This is a genomic window from Ruminococcus albus AD2013, from assembly GCF_000526775.1.
Lineage (GTDB): Bacteria > Bacillota > Clostridia > Oscillospirales > Ruminococcaceae > Hominimerdicola > Hominimerdicola alba_A.
Genome location: NZ_JAGS01000001.1, coordinates 234,046 through 251,435, shown reverse-complemented (window position 1 = coordinate 251,435; position 17,390 = coordinate 234,046). Strand labels below are relative to the sequence as shown.

At 46.7% G+C, this 17,390-nt stretch carries 9 protein-coding genes; 5 read left to right on the top strand and 4 right to left on the bottom strand.

Annotated elements, in window-relative coordinates; all coding sequences use genetic code 11:
- The first annotated feature begins 161 nt into the window (after window positions 1–161).
- Together N773_RS0101095 and nrdR are read left to right on the top strand one after the other, a co-directional pair.
- Window positions 162–3,272 (top strand): HD domain-containing phosphohydrolase, encoded by a 3,111-nt coding sequence (locus N773_RS0101095; RefSeq protein ID WP_024856040.1) that lies wholly within the window; start codon window positions 162–164, stop codon window positions 3,270–3,272.
- A 155-nt stretch (window positions 3,273–3,427) separates the two neighbouring features.
- Window positions 3,428–3,874 (top strand): transcriptional regulator NrdR, encoded by a 447-nt coding sequence (gene nrdR / locus N773_RS0101090; protein WP_024856039.1) that lies wholly within the window; start codon window positions 3,428–3,430, stop codon window positions 3,872–3,874.
- Between the two features lie 94 nt (window positions 3,875–3,968).
- On the opposite strand, the gene N773_RS0101085 is transcribed toward nrdR, so the two are convergent.
- Complete coding sequence (locus N773_RS0101085; RefSeq protein ID WP_043537716.1) at window positions 3,969–5,228, bottom strand: glycoside hydrolase family 27 protein; 1,260 nt, start codon at window positions 5,226–5,228, stop codon at window positions 3,969–3,971.
- Window positions 5,229–5,420: 192 nt separating this feature from the next.
- Between N773_RS0101085 and N773_RS0101080 the strand changes: the two genes are divergently transcribed.
- Window positions 5,421–6,305 carry a serine hydrolase domain-containing protein gene (locus N773_RS0101080; RefSeq protein ID WP_024856037.1) on the top strand — a complete coding sequence of 295 codons (885 nt, stop codon included), beginning with the start codon at window positions 5,421–5,423 and terminating at the stop codon, window positions 6,303–6,305.
- Window positions 6,306–6,510: 205 nt separating this feature from the next.
- Here the strand turns inward: N773_RS0101080 and N773_RS0101075 are convergent, their stop codons facing one another.
- Together N773_RS0101075 and N773_RS19490 are read right to left on the bottom strand one after the other, a co-directional pair.
- On the bottom strand, window positions 6,511–8,247 hold the full coding sequence (locus N773_RS0101075; RefSeq protein ID WP_024856036.1) for a putative bifunctional diguanylate cyclase/phosphodiesterase: 1,737 nt from the start codon (window positions 8,245–8,247) through the stop codon (window positions 6,511–6,513).
- Between the two features lie 474 nt (window positions 8,248–8,721).
- Entirely contained in the window at window positions 8,722–10,089 is a 1,368-nt protein-coding gene (locus tag N773_RS19490) for a VWA domain-containing protein (protein WP_024856035.1), read from the bottom strand.
- 326 nt (window positions 10,090–10,415) lie between these two features.
- On the opposite strand from N773_RS19490, the gene N773_RS0101065 reads away from it, so the two are divergent.
- Both N773_RS0101065 and N773_RS0101060 read left to right on the top strand, forming a co-directional pair.
- On the top strand, window positions 10,416–13,145 hold the full coding sequence (locus N773_RS0101065) for a glycoside hydrolase family 9 protein (protein ID WP_024856034.1): 2,730 nt from the start codon (window positions 10,416–10,418) through the stop codon (window positions 13,143–13,145).
- Window positions 13,146–13,308: 163 nt separating this feature from the next.
- Window positions 13,309–15,261, top strand: coding sequence for a substrate-binding and GGDEF domain-containing protein (locus tag N773_RS0101060; protein ID WP_024856033.1), 1,953 nt, complete (start codon window positions 13,309–13,311; stop codon window positions 15,259–15,261).
- Window positions 15,262–15,319: 58 nt separating this feature from the next.
- Here N773_RS0101060 and N773_RS19485 read toward each other — a convergent pair whose 3' ends face one another.
- Window positions 15,320–17,365 (bottom strand): cellulase family glycosylhydrolase, encoded by a 2,046-nt coding sequence (locus N773_RS19485; RefSeq protein WP_051454241.1) that lies wholly within the window; start codon window positions 17,363–17,365, stop codon window positions 15,320–15,322.
- Between the last annotated feature and the right edge of the window lie 25 nt (window positions 17,366–17,390).

Below are 17,390 nucleotides of genomic sequence, written 5' to 3'. Positions count from 1 at the left end.
AGTGTTATCATATACTTATGAATAAATATTATCCTTAGATTGACGATTTTGTTACATGATTATACATAAAAGTATGAAATAATGCGACTGCATGACCTTGTATACAGACCGAAATACAGCCGTTTTGCCGACTGTGGGTATAAATACGGAGAGTGAGCAAAATGAAGATCAAATTCAGCTTTATTAACAGGATAGCAAAAAAACTGCTTTGCATCACGGCTTCGGCAGTAATTCTGACATCAGCAGTTATAGGTATGCCGTTCCGCGCACAGGGCGATGAGATAATTACAGAAGAAGAGCTTTCGGTTGACCCCACAGGCAAGAGCGAGGGCTACTCCACCGTGCTTTACGATAACACCTCGGGACTTCCCACCTCGGAAGCCAACGATATTGTTGAGACCAGCGAGGGATTCATATGGATAGGCAGTTATAGCGGACTTATCCGCTATGACGGCAATACCTTTGAGCGAATAGATTCCACAACGGGCATAGCCAGCGTTGTGAAGCTTTTTGTGGATTCAAAAGACCGTCTGTGGGTGGGCACGAATGACAGCGGTGCAGCTGTGATGGAAAAGGGTGAATTTACCTTATACAATAAAAACAGCGGTCTCACATCGCTTTCGATACGCTCCATAACCGAGGACAAGGACGGCAATATCTATCTCGGCACGACTCAGGGCATAGCACTGATAGATGAAAACGGCAGTCTTTCAATGATAGATGAACCCAGACTCAACAACTCCTATGTCCGTATGCTGAAACATGACTCGAATAACACGATATACGGTATTACCATCGACGGTGCGATATTCACACTGGAGAATAAAAAACTTAAAAGTTTCAGCAGTTCAGAAGAACTCAGCATTGAAGATATCCACTCTATTCTTCCCGACCCTGCCAGGAAAGGGTATGTATATATAGGCACCAAAAGCAATGAAATATATCACGGCGAACTCGCAAAAGGTTTTAAAAATATAACTCCAACTGATATCTCGCCGCTCAGGTACGTAAACTCAATGTGTACCGTGGGTGATATGCTTTGGATCTGCGCCGATAACGGCATAGGCTTTATCGACGGCGGAAAATTCACTGTTCTTGAGAATATCCCCCTCACGACATCCATCGAGGATATGATGACGGATTATCAGAAAAACCTGTGGTTCGTATCCTCACAGCAGGGTGTAATGAAAATAGTTCCCAATCAATTCACGGATATTTTTGAGAAATACAAACTCGACAGCGAGGTGGTATACTCCACCTGCGCAGAGGCCGGAAAGCTGTTCATAGGCACAAAGAACAGCGGACTTATCGTCCTCAGCAATGGCAGAAAGCTGGAAAACCTGCACATAACATCATCAAAAACAGCTTCGGGTGAAGTCTGTGACGACACAGATCTTATCAGCCTGATGCAGGGCCGTAAGATCCGTTCGATAATACGCGACAGCAAAAACAGGGTCTGGTTCTCCACCTTCGGTGAACAGGGACTTCTGAGATACGACAACGGAAATATAATAAAATTCACCGTGGCTGACGGTATGCCCTCGGAACGTGTGAGAACTGTAATCGAACGTTCGGACGGCACTTTTGTAGCAGTATGCACAGGCGGTGCGGCGGTCATCAAAGACGATAAGATAGTAAAAGTATACGGCGAGAGCGACGGCATAAGCAACACAGAGATACTCACAGCTGCCGAAAGTGCAGACGGCGACCTTATACTCGGTACGGACGGCGGCGGTATGTTCATAATAGGAAATAATTCTACCATTCACCGCGGCACAGATGACGGATTACATTCGGATGTTATCATGCGCATAAAGAAAGATATCTCAAAGGATATCTACTGGATAGTGACCAGCAATTCTCTGGCATATATGGACTCCGATTACAATATCACCACGATACAGAAATTCCCTTATTCAAATAATTTTGACCTTTATGAAAATTCCCGCGGCGAGATGTGGATACTCAGCAGCAACGGCATATATGTTGAAAAATGCGAGGAACTTCTGGCAAATAAAGAACACTTCCCCATATACTACGGCAGAGACAACGGTCTTTCCTGCATAACTACTTCTAATTCCTACAGCGAACTCACAGCCGACGGCGACCTTTACATCTCGGGTACAACAGGCGTGGCAAAGGTCAATATCGAAGAGAAATTTGAAAACGTTGAAGGCATAAAGCTTTCCGTACCCTACGCCGAGGCTGACGGCAAGATGATCTATCCCGACAGTTCGGGGAATATAGTTATACCCTCAACCGTGGAAAAACTGACGATATACAGCTATGCCTACAATTACTCTCTGATAAACCCCGAGATAACCTATTGCCTTGAGGGCTTCGACAAGACCCCGGTGACACTCAAGCGCAGTGAACTTGCACCCGTATCTTACACAAATCTCCACGGCGGAACATACAATTTCGTCATGCAGGTAAAAGACCCTCACAACGGCACCACAAAAGAACTTGTGGTCAAGGTGATCAAGAAAAAGGCGATATACGAAAAACTATGGTTCATGCTTCTCTGTGTGGCTTTTGTGATCGGTATCATCATTTTTGCAGTGAAGAGTTACATAGGCAGAAGAACCTCGCGTTTTCTTGAAAAGGAAAAGGAGCAGAAGACCCTTATCCGCGAGATAGTTGAAGCCTTCGCAAAAGTTATCGATATGAAAGACAAATACACCAACGGCCATTCCACCCGCGTGGCAGAGTATACAATGATGCTCGCCCGTGAACTTGGACTTGATGAAGAGACCATAGAGAAATATTACAATATCGCTCTGCTGCACGATATAGGAAAAGTCGGTGTACCGCCGGAGGTACTCAACAAACCCGGAAAGCTGACAGACAATGAATTCAAGATAATCAAATCACATTCAGCGCTTGGCTATAACACGCTGAAAAATATCAGCATAATGCCCGAACTTGCCATAGGCGCGGGCGCACATCACGAACGTCCCGACGGCAAGGGCTATCCTAAGGGTCTCAAAGGCGATGAGATACCCCGCGTAGCCCAGATAATCGCCGTAGCAGATACTTTTGATGCAATGTATTCCGACAGACCCTACCGCAAGCGCATGAATTTCGATAAGGCAGTATCCATCATGAAAGAAGTCAAGGGTACTCAGCTGACCGAGGATGTCGTTGACGCATTCCTCAGGCTGGTCGAAAAAGGCGAATTCCGAGCCCCGGACGATGAAGGCGGCGGCACAACAGAGGATATCGACAATATCCACAAGCGTCTGAATAAAGAGGCAGAGCAGGGATCCTGACAGAAAACACCGCGCATATCTGACGCAGGAAGTTCACGCTGTCCAAAAAAATTCATACTAAATTTGCAAAACTACTTGAAATTTGAAAATTTCTGTGTTATAATGTAATACAGAGAAAAAAAACGTACATCATCGACCGAATAGGAGTTATTGAAATGAGATGTCCCTTTTGCAGCCATGAGGATACAAGAGTAATAGATTCAAGACCCAGCGAGGGCAAAAAGCGCAGAAGGCGTGAATGTCCCAAGTGCGGCAGACGCTTCACCACATATGAGGTTGTTGAAAAACCTCTGCTGATGGTCTACAAAAAGGATGGTTCATTTGAACCCTTTGACAGACAGAAGCTGATAAAAGGCTTGCAGAACGCCATAAAGAAGCGTCCTGTCAGTGTTGAACAGGTAACTAATCTTGTAGATGATATCGAGAACACCTATGCCAATAAGATGCAGACCGAGACCACCACAGGTGAGATAGGCGATATGGTGCTCAGCGGGCTGAAAAAGCTGGATAATGTGGCTTATGTGCGTTTTGCTTCTGTATATAAGGACTTCAATGATGTTGATTCGTTTATACAGATAATCTCTGAACTCTCCGAAAAATAATTTTTCGGACTGAAAAAGTTTTCTCATTAAACTCAAATAAAGACCGACGAACGCCCTGCATAGTATTGCAGGGCGTTCGTCGTTGTATTCATCACTATTTCAGCAGAAAAGCCGCTGCTCCATGTGGCGGAAGTTCGGTTTTGATACTTTTGCATTTCTCGGCAGCATCACCATTCCAGAGGTCGGTGCAGGTGACAGGCTCGTATATCTCCAGATCGGCAAGGTCAAGGTTAAGGCTTCCTTTATTCTCACCCACATTGAATACCGCCGCGTACTGTCCGCCGTCGGCGCATACAGCCGTCCAGAGGATATGTTCGCTGCCGCCTATTTCCTTGTGCCATACCATATGCGCATGACGCGAAAGCTTGTTCAGGCCGATGATAGCCGCATTTGTCAGCAGTCCTTCGGTTAACTCGTCGTTCTTCGTCAGCTCTCCGCCTATCATCAGCGGTGAACGGAAAATGCTCCAGAGTGTCATCATGGTGCGCTGTTCATCCTCTGTAAATTTAGTCCTGTTTTCGGGACTGTAATCCTGCAATATCGCGCCGACAGGCAGCATATCCGCATCGGGATAATGTCCCGAGCCGCTGTGTATGCTCCATTTCTCGCACCTTTCAAACATATTGTACAGCGACTGCCAGTTATCCCAGAAATCATCGGTGATACGCCACATATCGGCAGTCTGCTTGTAGAGTTCGGATTTTTCAAGCAGCGCAGGTCCCGGTGACAGGCTAAGCACCATATCCCTGCCGCAGTTATGCAGACATTTGCTTAAAAGTACCAGTTCACTCTCCTCATGGGGCAGCTCGCGGCAGATATCATCGCACTTGATGAAGTCCACGCCCCATTCGGCGTACAGTGCGAAAATGCTCTTGTAGTATTCCTCCGCACCCTCCTTATCGGGGTCAACGCCATACATATCGGTGTTCCACGCGCAAATGCTGTTCATCTTCGCGACCTCGCGGGCTGTCCTCTCCGTTCCGAGAATAGCCGTGTTCCTGTGTACAGCCTGTCTTGGTATTCCGCGCATGATATGTATTCCGAATTTGAGTCCCAAAGAATGGACATAATCAGCCAGGGGCGCAAAGCCATTTCCTCCCGCCGATGACGGAAATCTTCCCTCATCGGGGATAAGTCGGGAATACTCGTCCATACAAAGCTCGGTGAAATGGTTGTATTCGTGGCTCTTAGCCTTCGGCTCATACCACTGTATATCAACCACCACGTACTCCCAGCCATACTGTTTAAGGTGTTTTGCCATATATTCGGCATTCCTGCGGACTGTTTCTTCATCTACCGATGCACCGTAGCAATCCCAGCTGTTCCAGCCCATAGGGGGCGTTTTTATCATCATTGAAATACCTCCGTTTCTGTCATCCATATAATACGATATGATAATTATATCATCGCAAAAGTGCAGAGTCAATAGACTATCCTGCTATTTTAAAAAAACTGTTTTGCACAATATGTTAGTTGAATATCTGCTCTTGACTTCCGACAGAAAAAGCGGTATAATCATTCCAGTTATTAAAAACGGAGGTCTTCCATGTTTGATAGATTTTTTGAAGATGTCGCCGCCGCAGGGATAAAACTTCACGGCGCACAGATAACCTACCGCGGAGTACCCGTGCTCAAACGCTGTTTTGACGCGGATATCCCCTATCCCGTCTACTCTGCCACAAAGTCAGTCACATCAGCCGCTGTGCTGATAGCACATTCCGAAGACAAGCTGTATATCACCGATAAACTGTACAGTTATCTGGACAAAAGATATGCAGATATCGTTCCGGAGCCTTTCAAATCCCTGTCTTTCCGCGACTTTATGACCATGTCCGCCGCCCCCTACCCTTTCCGCCCGCAGGAAGCCGTATCCCTTGTCGAAGTAGCCGATAAAAACGACTGGATTTCAAATATCCTGCGCCTGCCTGTTGATTACACTGACAGAAGCTTTCACTATTCAAATATCCCAGCTTATCTGGTCGGTGCCGCCTGTGAAAATGCAGTTGGTATGCCACTTATCGACTACCTTTCACCCCGTCTGTTTGAACCGTTGGGCTGGAACAAAATACCATATCAGCGATCCCCCGAGGGACATTTTTACGGCGCAACGGGCATGGAACTCACGGTAAGTCAGCTGGCAGATTTCGGACAGCTTTTCGTTCAGTCGGGTATATGGCACGGCAGTACGATAATACCTTCATCACTTGTGAATGAGGCAGTACGTACACAGGTAAAGACCGAAAAAGGCGGATACGGCTATTTCTTCTGGACAACGGATACCACCTTTGCCATCAGCGGCAAATGGGGTCAGCGCTTTGTAGCCAGTCCCGAAAAACAGCTTTCTGTTACTTACCTTTCGCATCAGCCCGAAAGAAGCGGCGAACTTGCAGATATCGCACAGCGCTTTATCGACGAATTTCAGGAGGTCTGAATTGTTCCGTTAACATTCGCTCCTGCTATTGACTGCATCATTCATATAGCGAGCTAATAGACGGACTCCCGAAACAGCTTTTAGCTGCAAACAGAACCGCTTAGCACAAATGTTCCACGTGGAACATTTGTGCTGTATATGATCCGTATACATAAAAATCCCCGAAGCGCGATCTTAACGCTTCGGGGAATATTGTATCATCAAATCAATCATATACATGACTGAGAACAAGCTTTTCAGCATCCTCCGTGGATAAAGGCTTGCCCCATATGAATCCCTGTATGTAATCACACCCGATATTTCTAAGGGTATCAAGCTGTTCTTCGTCCTCAACGCCCTCAGATATAACATCGAATTTCATGATGTGTCCTATTGAGATTATTGCGGCAACATACTGCTTTGAAGATTCGTTTGTGTTCATCTTATCGATGAAAGACTTGTCAACTTTAAGCAGATCGGCAGGGAAATTATAAAGATAACTCAGTGAAGAATAACCTGTTCCGAAATCATCTATCGCTATCTTAATGCCCATCTTCTTTATTTCGTTTATGCACTGAAGTGCCTTTTCGGCAGAATCTATCAGCACCGATTCGGTTATCTCTATCTCAAGCTGTTCGGGAGGAAGCCCGCTTGATCTTAATATTGATCTGACTTCTTCAAGAAAATCATTTTTCATCAGATGCCTTACCGATACATTTACGCTGAGGGTTATCCTTGCCCCCGTCGTTCTGATAAGCTCGCCAAAAAATTCCGCAGACCTTCTGAACACTTTGAGATCGACTTTATCGACCAGCCCGACTTTTTCAGCTACGGGTATGAACTCCGTAGGTGTAAGGATATTGCCGCTGCCGTCGTCGATACGAGCAAGGCTCTCAAAGCCCCGCAGCCTGTGTGCCATATCGAACTGAGGCTGGAGTTCAAAGTATATCGTATCATCTTCAAGAGCTTTTCTGACCTTGCGCTCTATCTCCAGTGTGCGCTCGATCTTCATCAGCTCTTTGGAAAATCTCATTACTTTCTCACTGCTGCTCATTCTTTTAACTTCATACATAGCAGCGTCAGCATAAGTAAAAAGTTGATCGCGGATATCTGCATCATCGGGATAAAGCGCATATCCGAAGCTTCCCCTTACATACAGATCACAGTCGTCTATCGTTACCTTTTCTTCCAGAAGAGCCTGATAATGCTTTATTGTCGCCAGTATATCCTCATCATTGTTATACCCGCGTATAATAAGCATAAATTCATCACCGCACTGTCTGGTGATAAAATCCACAGTTCCTGTTTCACCGTTGTTAGCGGAATTCTTCCATTTTTCGGCGATCCTGATTATCAGCTCGCTGCCAACATCACGGCCCATGGTATCGTTTATGCTCTTGAAGTTGTCAAGGTCTATAGACACCACAGCGAATTTCTCACCGTCATTCAGCAATGTTTCAACAAGCTCGTGACTTGCAAACCTGTTCGGCAGACCCGTCATAATATCAGTCACCGCCTGTTCGCGGATATTCTGCTGGAATTTGTTGATCTTTTCATTATTTACATATATCACAATAACTGCAATGATCGTCAGCAGATCCGTAAATGCTCCCGGCAGACTCTGCAGATTATGGTGATTGATTATCCCGTTTATCATCATCGGAAACTGCAGGATCAGGAAAAACAACGATGTAAGAAAGCCTTTTTTGCCAAAATACACCGTCATTAACACAATCGCAATATTCGATATCGCTGAAAACACCCCTGCAAATGCGTACACACCCAACTCACTGCCCGCTATGCTGAGAACTTTCTTCGAGCCTGCTGAAATGCCAACTATAGCCGTAGCCCCCAGATACATTACCAGCAATACAAAAAACAGACCTTTTGATGCTGTCCTTTTACCCATTATCCGTGCAAGCGTATCGGGTATGCTATTGCTTTTCTTCTCACGCTTGACCATTTTAACCCCCTGTACTCTATACCTGCTCCCCGATTTTCAGTCAGCAACAGACTTTTATATATATATTTCGGGGACCCTTCATAATATCTCATAATACCCATTCAGAACAAAGCTGTACCGTGACAGCTGACCAACATTCCACAAGGCATAACGAAAAACTATGGCTTTGACTTTACAAAAACTTACAATTATATCCAATAATTACCGAAAACGTTTCAGTCATGGATTCTTATTATATATGTCACGTATGCAAAATATTTGACATATTCATTATACATCATTGCGAAAAAAATGTCAAATAAAAAAGACGTTTTCTTTAAGAAATGTACTATTCCAATATATAAATATGATTAATTATGTATTTCATCTGTCGCTTTTTTCAATTAATCATCAGGTAAAAAATAGACCGCCGAGGTATACAATGACACATCGGCGGTCAGGGGTCTATTTATGCAGAAAACTTATTCACAATTATCAGTTTCTCAGACCTGTGATATTCCTTACGATGATGTCGTGCAGGAGTTCGACTTCGTAGTCGCCTACAATGGGTTCAAGGTGAGAACCGCCCACGCCCGAATCATCGGTCAGGAAGATATAGTTGCTGTTTGTCTCGGCGGCTATCGCTCTGCCGAAAAGTTCGGTATCGCGGTCTGCACCGGAAGATACTACGGGTACAAGGTGTATGCCCTTAGCGGCTGCGGTCTTTACAGCTGCTTCAAGCTTATCCTCTTTGCCATCGTGGGGAGGTGCATCGAATATCAGGAAAGCTATCTTGTTTGCGCTCTCGCTCCAGTTATCGTTGTTGGTTATGGTCTCTTCGAGTATCTCTGCAACAGCCTCGGGGAAATCTCCGCCGCCGTCTGCGCTCTCGCCATTGAGGTCAGACTGGATAGTCTTGATATCATTAGTGAAATCATTGCACTTGGTCACATAGGTGTCGCCCTCATCGCGGTAGAAGTTGACCGAGAAAGTAGTATGTCCGTCATCTACATCTTCCGCTATGGAAGCAAAATCCATCTGGAGATAGCTTATCTCATCACCCATGGAACCTGTGGTATCAAGTATGAACATTACCTGAGTATCATCAAGCTTCTTGCTGTCCCTGACTTCAAGGGTAGTTTCGGTAGTGCCTGCATTGCCCTGACCGTCACTGCTTGCGCCGACAACTTCCTGTTCAGCTTCGCCGCTCTTCACCTTGGCAGGATCCATACCCTTCTTATAGAACACATAAGCCATACCGTTCTTATCAGTACGTGCTGTCCAGATAACATTGCCGTCAGCATCGAGAAGTTCAACGGGCTGTTCACGAGCGGGCTCGCCATCCTTGGTGACTGTTACCGCTATCCTGTGGGTGGGATCAAAACCGAACACAGGGAAGCTGATAGTTTCGTTCTTGACAAGATTTGTAAAGAAGCCCCAGTTGTTGTTATCGTTCCACTCCCCTGCTGTAAGCACGAATGCTTTGCCGCTGTTTACAGGCTCTCTATCTTCGGGTGCGGTATCAGTATCTTTGTCTGCTGTGGGTGAAGCCACATCGTCCGCAATACCCTCTGCTTCGGTCGCCATGTCGGTCAAACCAAAGTCAGCTCCCGCATCTTTGGCTTCAGCTTTCATCTCGGATTCATACACCGCTTCGTCAGATGTTTCTCCTCTTGCAGCCGCAGGAGCGGTCGTTGTCTCGGCAGTCTCATCACTTGTGGTACTCTTCGATGTTCCTGTGGCTCTGCCGCCCTTGGCACCTTTGGTAGACGAAGTATTTGTCCGTCCGCAGGATGCCATTGATATGGTCATCACCAGAGCCGCTGTCATTGCTGTTATTTTTCTTATATCCATCTTTTTCATAGTTGTTCCCTCCGTTATTATTTTTCATCTGTTCTGCGGCTCTCTGCCGCTTACATCATATATACGTTTCGTCAGAAGAGTTTTTTTGGTGTGATTTTTCACAAATATGCAGAGCAGTCTATGTTTGATTTGCACAAAGTTATATTGATCTCTATTTAGATAATATATCAGGCATAGAAATTGGCATACGTCATCTTTATCACGATCTATCGGTTAAGGGTACCGCACACCCACATCAGGACTTTACTTTTCGAGGATAATATGTTATAATGTTTTTTGTGAATTCGCAGATATTCTGCGATATAAGGATATGGAGGTATATTAAAATGTTTACACGATCAGTGAAGCGGACAGCATCTGCCGCGGCAGCAGTTGTCTGGTTATTGAACATTGCTGCACCCCTTGGGGTAATGGCGGGTCAGCAGCTCGGGCAGACGGATTTCGATGACGGCGTTGGTCTGCCGTGGCATATATGCGAATCGAGGACTGCTGAGATGGATTTCGATATCTCGGGCGGAAAATACAAAATAACCATTGTAAATCCGGGCGGTGCTTCAAACGGCGGCGAGGACAGATGGGACTGCCAGTTTCGCCACAGAGGACTGAAGATCGTATCAGGACATCAGTACAAGGTCTCCTACGAGATAACACCCTCAAAGAGCGGAAAATACTACACCAAGATAGGCAATCTCGACGGCGATGTTGAGGTGTGGCACAATATGTCCAACGGCTATGACCTTGACGGAACATGGGACCCGATACCCGTAAGCGCAAAGGAGACCAAAAAGGTGGAACTCACCTTTACCGCAAGCCAGTCCCTTGATGTTGCTGAATGGGCTTTCCATCTGGGCGGTGACGGCCAGTACACTCAGGGCGGGTGCTTCCCTGCGGGCACTGAGATAACCTTTGATAATATGTCGCTTATCGACCTTACCAGTGACGAGAACGATTATCAGTTCCCCGAGGAATGGGTCCGTGCGGATATCCTCACAAATCAGGTCGGTTATTTTGCTGACCGCGAAAAGAAAGCGACTCTGCTCTGCACCGATAAAGGTTCTGTCAGCTATGAGGTAGTTGACGATTCGGGCAAAACAGTTTATGAAGGCAAAAGCGAATATTTCGGCTACGATGAAGATTCCGAGGATACAGTGCATATAATCGATTTTTCAGACCTTGATGAGAGCGGAACTTTCCATATAGTTGCCGACAACGGGGCTGAGAGCCGTGATTTCAAGGTATTCGCGGCGGACGAAGTCAGCGATTACTCGGCACTGCTGTATGATTCGCTGAACTATTTCTACCAGAACAGGAGCGGCATCGAGATAGAGAGCGAATATATCAGCTCGGGCGATAAATCAGACCTTGCCCGTGCGGCTGGACATACCTCTGATGATGCCGAGATACAGCACACATGGGGGTACAGCGCCACAAGCGGCAGAGTTGATGTGACAGGCGGCTGGTACGATGCAGGCGACCACGGCAAATACACCGTAAACGGCGGACTTTCACTATGGATGCTGCAAAACCTCTACGAGTTTTTCGTGTACACGGGAAATGAGGAAATATTCGCTGACGGTTCAATGATAATACCCGAGAGCGGAAACAGCTTCCCCGACCTGCTGGACGAAGCAAGATGGGAAATGGAATGGATGCTGAAAATGCAGTTGGATTCCAGCGAATACGAGGGCATGGCTTACCACAAGGCTCACGATGAAACATGGACGGGTCTTGGTGTAGCCCCTGCGGACGATGACAAAAACAGGATAATCAAGCCGCCTACGACAGCGGCAACACTGAATCTGGCTGCCTGCGCGGCACAGTCTGCAAGACTTTGGGAAGACCTCGACAGTGATTTCGCGGATACCTGCCTTGAAGCCGCCAAAAAAGCCTATGCTGCAGCAAAAAAGCACCCCGAGATGTACGCTCCCCTTGATGAGAGCGTGGGCGGAGGTGCTTACGGCGACAACGATGTTACCGATGAATTCTACTGGGCGGCTATGGAACTTTACGCCACCACAGGCGACAAGGATTACCTGAAAGATGCCGAGAAATCCGATTACTATATGTCAGTTCCAGTTTCTATGGGCAGCGGCGAGAGCGTTGACAGTGTAGGTACTTTCGACTGGGGAAATACCGCGGCACTGGGTACATTCACAGCACTGCTGAATGAAGACAGTTTCGATGATGCTGACAAAGCCGAGAATTCGCTGAAAAAGGCGGCTGACTTCTATATGGATATCGAGGAAAAGCAGGGCTACGGACTTCCCTACGGGCAGAGCACCCTCAGCTACAACGACAGCGACAAGGGCTACCTCTGGGGCTCGAACTCATTCGTGGCAGATAACGCCATCGTACTTGCTTATGCGGCTGTACTCAACGAGAACGACAGCTACACCGACGGTGCATTGCAGGGTCTTGACTATCTGCTGGGGCGCAACGCAATGGATTATTCCTACGTTACGGGCTACGGCAGTCACACTACGGAAAATCCACATCACCGCTGGTGGTCAAACCAGATAGATGACAAATTCCCGAAAGCGCCCTGCGGCGTACTCTCGGGCGGACCAAACTCGGGTATGCAGGACCCATGGGTAAAGGGCATGGGCTGGAAGAAAGGCGAGATAGCTCCCCAGAAGTGCTATGTTGACTCCATCGAAGCATGGAGCTGCAACGAGTGTACCATAAACTGGAATGCCTCCCTTGCATGGCTGACTGCTTTCTCTGCCCTTAACGCCGACATCAAACCCGGCGAGGGCGGCACGGACATCGGCAAGGAGAATGACGGCGGTGATGGTAAGCCTGCTGAGAAATCAACCTATGACAAGGACGAAGCTGACAAGAACAAGGCTAAGAACAAGGACAGAAAGTCAAATGATGACGACACCGCCGATGATGAAAATGACGGCGACAATAAAAAGTCAGCCGCATCAGGCAATGACAACAAGGTGCTTTACATAGCCCTTATCGCAGGAGCTGTGATAGTTCTTGTGATAGCCACTGAGATTTTCGTCTACAAAATGACAAAGCTGAAAATGCATAACAAGCCAAAAGAATAACACTTCAAACGGACAGGCACCACGCTTGTCCGTTTTTTTATGGTCAAACCGCTACATTTTTATTTGTGTATTCTGCAATTAACTTATTGACTAATCTGTTAATTTATGGTATAATTAATCAATAGCAAATACGGACACAGATATCATCGCAGGAGGCATTGTTATGAAAAAAAGAAAAACTATCTGCCTTATAACTGGTATGCCTGAAAGACTGCACGTAAGGCGTGTGGCTAAGGGCGTTTTTGGGCAGTGCGATAAGTACGGCTACAACGTGGCTGTGTTTGCTTCAATGTCTCACTTTCAGTTTTTTATCGAAGAGCACACGCGTGGCGAGAACAATATCTACTCTCTGCCGAATTTCATGCTTTTTGACGGCGTCATCATTGATACTGTGACCCTTTCGGAAGACAACAAGGGCAAGGTCATGAAAACTGTCAGCCGCAAGATAAAGGAATGCGGTGATATACCTGTGGTATGCCTTGGCATGGCTTATGAAGATCACCATACGATCAGCGGATACAATGATGATATCCTCCGCGAGATGTGCCGCCATGTTGTGAATGTTCACGGTAAGCGCGATATATGCGTTTTGACGGGTCCGAAAGGTCATTCAGAAGCAGAAGAACGTCTGGCGGTAATGGTGGATGAACTGGAAAAGCTTGGTATCACACTTGATGAAGATCACAAGATATACGGAGATTTCTGGTATACCAGCGGCATAGCCGTTGCTAAGGAGATAATCGATGGCAAACGCCCAATGTACGAAGCAGTGATAACGGCGGGCGACTACATGGGGCTTGGTCTTATTGAAGAACTTACAAAGCATGGTATAAAGGTGCCTGAGGATATCATAATTCTGGGATTTGACGCCACTGATGAAGGTATGCTTTCGGAGATAACACTGACTTCATATGAAACCAATTATACCAAAGTGGCGGCAGACGCCGTTGACTATCTGCGGAAATTTATCGACCCCGACGGCAGTATCGAACCTTATACGCCAGATATTCAGAATCTCTGCCACAAAGGTATGAGCTGCGGCTGTCAGCCCGATATCACAAAGTCTGCCCGAACTTTCAGAGATTCGCTATACTACATTTACCATAATTTTACTGCTGAAGACCTCTTCGATAATATCGATATAGGTATGCTGATGGAAAGCTATGCCTCCGAGACACTGACGGCTTCTGATACACCCGAGGAGTGTCTGGAAAACATATTCGGCAAGGTATACCTGCTGCTTCCCTTTGTGAATTTCAGGCTTTGTCTGCGTGAGGACTGGCTGAGCTACGACACTTATCTCAAAGAGGGCTATCCCGAAAAAATGCTGGTCGTGGTGGCGGATTCAACAGTTGGCGGATTAAAGTTCGGTAACGCGGAGGAAGCTTTCACCATCGATACCAAAGATATGATACCAGAGCTGAATGAATACACCGAAGAACCATGTGTGTTCTATTTTGCGGCAGTGCATTTCAGCGACAATACTCTGGGATATGCTGTGCTGCAAAGGAAACTTTCCGACAGGCATCTGCTGAATCTTGTGTTCAGAAACTGGCTGAGACTTGTGAACAATTCTCTTGAAATGGCAAGGGCGAAGAACAGATATGTTCAGCTTTCAACAAGGGATAATATGACGGGCTTATACAACCGCCGCGGAATGTACGAAAAATACAGCGAGATGGTGAAACGCGCCGGCAGCGGCGACAGGCTGATGATATGCGCCATAGATATGGACGGTCTGAAATACATAAACGACACCTTCGGACACAGCGAGGGCGATGACGCGATTATCAAGATAAGCAGCTGCATAAAGAAACTCTGCGGCGACAAGGAGATATGCATCAGGTCAGGCGGCGATGAGTTCATCATTATCGGCATTGGAAAATATAATGACGATGAACCGCAAAAGCGCATCAAAGGTCTGGCGGATATACTTGAAAAAATCAACGCGGAACAAGACAAGCCCTACCGACTTGATGCCAGCATCGGCTGTGAGTTGGGTGAAGAAAACAGCTTTGAGCTTGAAAAACTTCTGACCAAAGCTGATGAAAAGATGTACAGCTGCAAATCGGAGCGCAAGAAAAGCCGTACGGTCTTCCGACCAAACAGAACATAAAAAAATCCGTCGGCTCGTTTAGAACCGACGGTCTTTTTATTATCATGAACTATCGCAATTATTTAATAGTAACAGTGACAGCGTTCTTGATAGGATCAGTTGTATTCCACTTACCATTAACTCTTGCAGCAATAGCAACCTTGTAGGTCATGCCGGGAGTCAGGTTCTTAGGAGTTACAAAGCTGTTAGTTGTGATGTTGGAAGTCTGGATTCTCCACTTACCAGCCAGATATACGGCGATACCGTACTTGTCAGCACCCTGTACCTTATCCCAGATAAACTGTACCTGGTGATACTGAGTGTTGTAATTGACCTTAATGTTCTTGGGATAATCATCAGCGTTTGAAGTTGTCTGCTTGGGAGTTACAGTGATAGCATTGGAGTAATCATTAGTCCATGCATTGTTAACTCTTGCAACGACAGCTACCTTGTAGTTTGTACCATAGGTCAGACCTGTCCAGTTGTAGGAAGTGCTTGTTGTTTCGGTAACCTGCTTCCAGGAACCGTTAACGTTCTGGTATACAGCATACTTATCAGCGTTGCTGATGGAATTCCAGCTGAGCTTAACACTGCCTTCACCGGCTGTGGAAGAGATCTTGATGCTCTGAACAACAGGTGTATCATTGTTGACATTACCATTAGATTTCTTTCCGCCGTCAAGGTTGCTGCCCTCAGTAGATGAATACTTTGAATAGAACTCATTCAGAGAGATACCGTTCTTGCCAAGTGCTACCTGATGGTCAAGACCGATGTACTTGCCGGAAGAAGCTGTCTGCCAGAGTGCCTCCTCGAAGAGCTCATACTTTGGCTCGTTCCACTTGATAGTTGTACCTGTGCCTGCCATGAAACCGAGACCATCCCAGAGTCCGCCGGTATCGCCGGAGTTCGTATTGAGGCACCAGAATGTATGGCTGATATGGTGCTTGATCATGTAGTCACGGAGAAGAGTCATCCACTTCTGGTTCTCCTTGCCGTCCATATGACCGCCCCACTCACCGATAAGCTCGGGACCTATATCTTCAGCATTGATATATGCCCATGTATCATACCAGTAATCTTTCAGAAGAGTTTCCTCTGTAAAGTTCTTATTGAACCATGTCTGTGCATAAACAGAAGGACCGTAGTCATGAGGTGAGTAAACTATCTGTGATGTGCCCTGCTTGGGAACGATAGGATACTTTCTTGCGCCGCGGAAGTTACCGCCCCACCATGCGCCTATGTAAGGTGAGTTATCTCTTCTGTCAGGCATACCCCAGTAGTCGCCTGCCATAGCACCGCTCATGGACTGCTCAACGCCTTCAACGAGGATAAGTGCATTGGGGTTGACATCAAGGATAGCTTCTGCACATCTTGTAGCAGCATAAGCCCAGTTGTTCTCATCCTTGGAACCGTCCCACTTAGCTGCTTCATCGCCTTCCTGACCCTTGCCGTGAGGCTCGTTCTTGAGGTCATAAGCGATCAGTGTATCGTCGTTCTTGTACTTGTCAGCAAGCCATACCAGTGACTCTATCCATACATCGGTAGTAACGCCTGCCTTGCCGTACCAGAGGTTGTAGTTGTGACCCGAGTTGTCGGTATGAGGGCTGTGAACATCGATGAAAGCCTTGATACCGTACTTCTTGCATTTCTGCATCATGATATCGAATACTTCCATACTGTTCTTTGCAGTTTTACCATCAGCCTCGCAGAAATCGGCATTGATGGTGTAAGCAGGGTCTGTGTTGCAGGAGAAGCTGCTTACGGGCATTGGCTTGCCCTTCATCCATGAAACCAGGAGCTCGGAAGAAACAGGGAAACGGATAATGTTGATGCCGCGGTCTGCGATCTCTTTCAGACAGTCGTCAGCGTCAGCACTCCAGAGGTAGTGAGGGCAAGCCTCGCTGCAGTTGAAACCGAACCAGTTTGCACCTGTCAGCCATACCTCGTTGCCGTTTTTGTCATAAAGTCTGCTGCCCTTAGCGTGCAGCCAGTCGTCGTTGCAGTCATCAACTGTTGCAGCCGATGCTGTGGTGGTTCTGACTGCTGAAATGCCTGTAGCTGCTCCCGAAACGGAGAGCGCAGCTATTGAAGCAATAGCAGCCATTCTCTTCATCAAACTATTCATAAAATATTCCCCTCTCGTGATACCG

Bases quoted from the DNA above. Each gene is read 5' to 3' on its own strand.
- N773_RS0101095 (WP_024856040.1), top strand. From the start codon at position 162: ATGAAGATCAAATTCAGCTTTATTAACAGGATAGCAAAAAAACTGCTT.
- nrdR (WP_024856039.1), top strand. From the start codon at position 3,428: ATGAGATGTCCCTTTTGCAGCCATGAGGATACAAGAGTAATAGATTCA.
- N773_RS0101085 (WP_043537716.1), bottom strand. From the start codon at position 5,228: ATGATGATAAAAACGCCCCCTATGGGCTGGAACAGCTGGGATTGCTAC.
- N773_RS0101080 (WP_024856037.1), top strand. From the start codon at position 5,421: ATGTTTGATAGATTTTTTGAAGATGTCGCCGCCGCAGGGATAAAACTT.
- N773_RS0101075 (WP_024856036.1), bottom strand. From the start codon at position 8,247: ATGGTCAAGCGTGAGAAGAAAAGCAATAGCATACCCGATACGCTTGCA.
- N773_RS19490 (WP_024856035.1), bottom strand. From the start codon at position 10,089: ATGAAAAAGATGGATATAAGAAAAATAACAGCAATGACAGCGGCTCTG.
- N773_RS0101065 (WP_024856034.1), top strand. From the start codon at position 10,416: ATGTTTACACGATCAGTGAAGCGGACAGCATCTGCCGCGGCAGCAGTT.
- N773_RS0101060 (WP_024856033.1), top strand. From the start codon at position 13,309: ATGAAAAAAAGAAAAACTATCTGCCTTATAACTGGTATGCCTGAAAGA.
- N773_RS19485 (WP_051454241.1), bottom strand. From the start codon at position 17,365: ATGAATAGTTTGATGAAGAGAATGGCTGCTATTGCTTCAATAGCTGCG.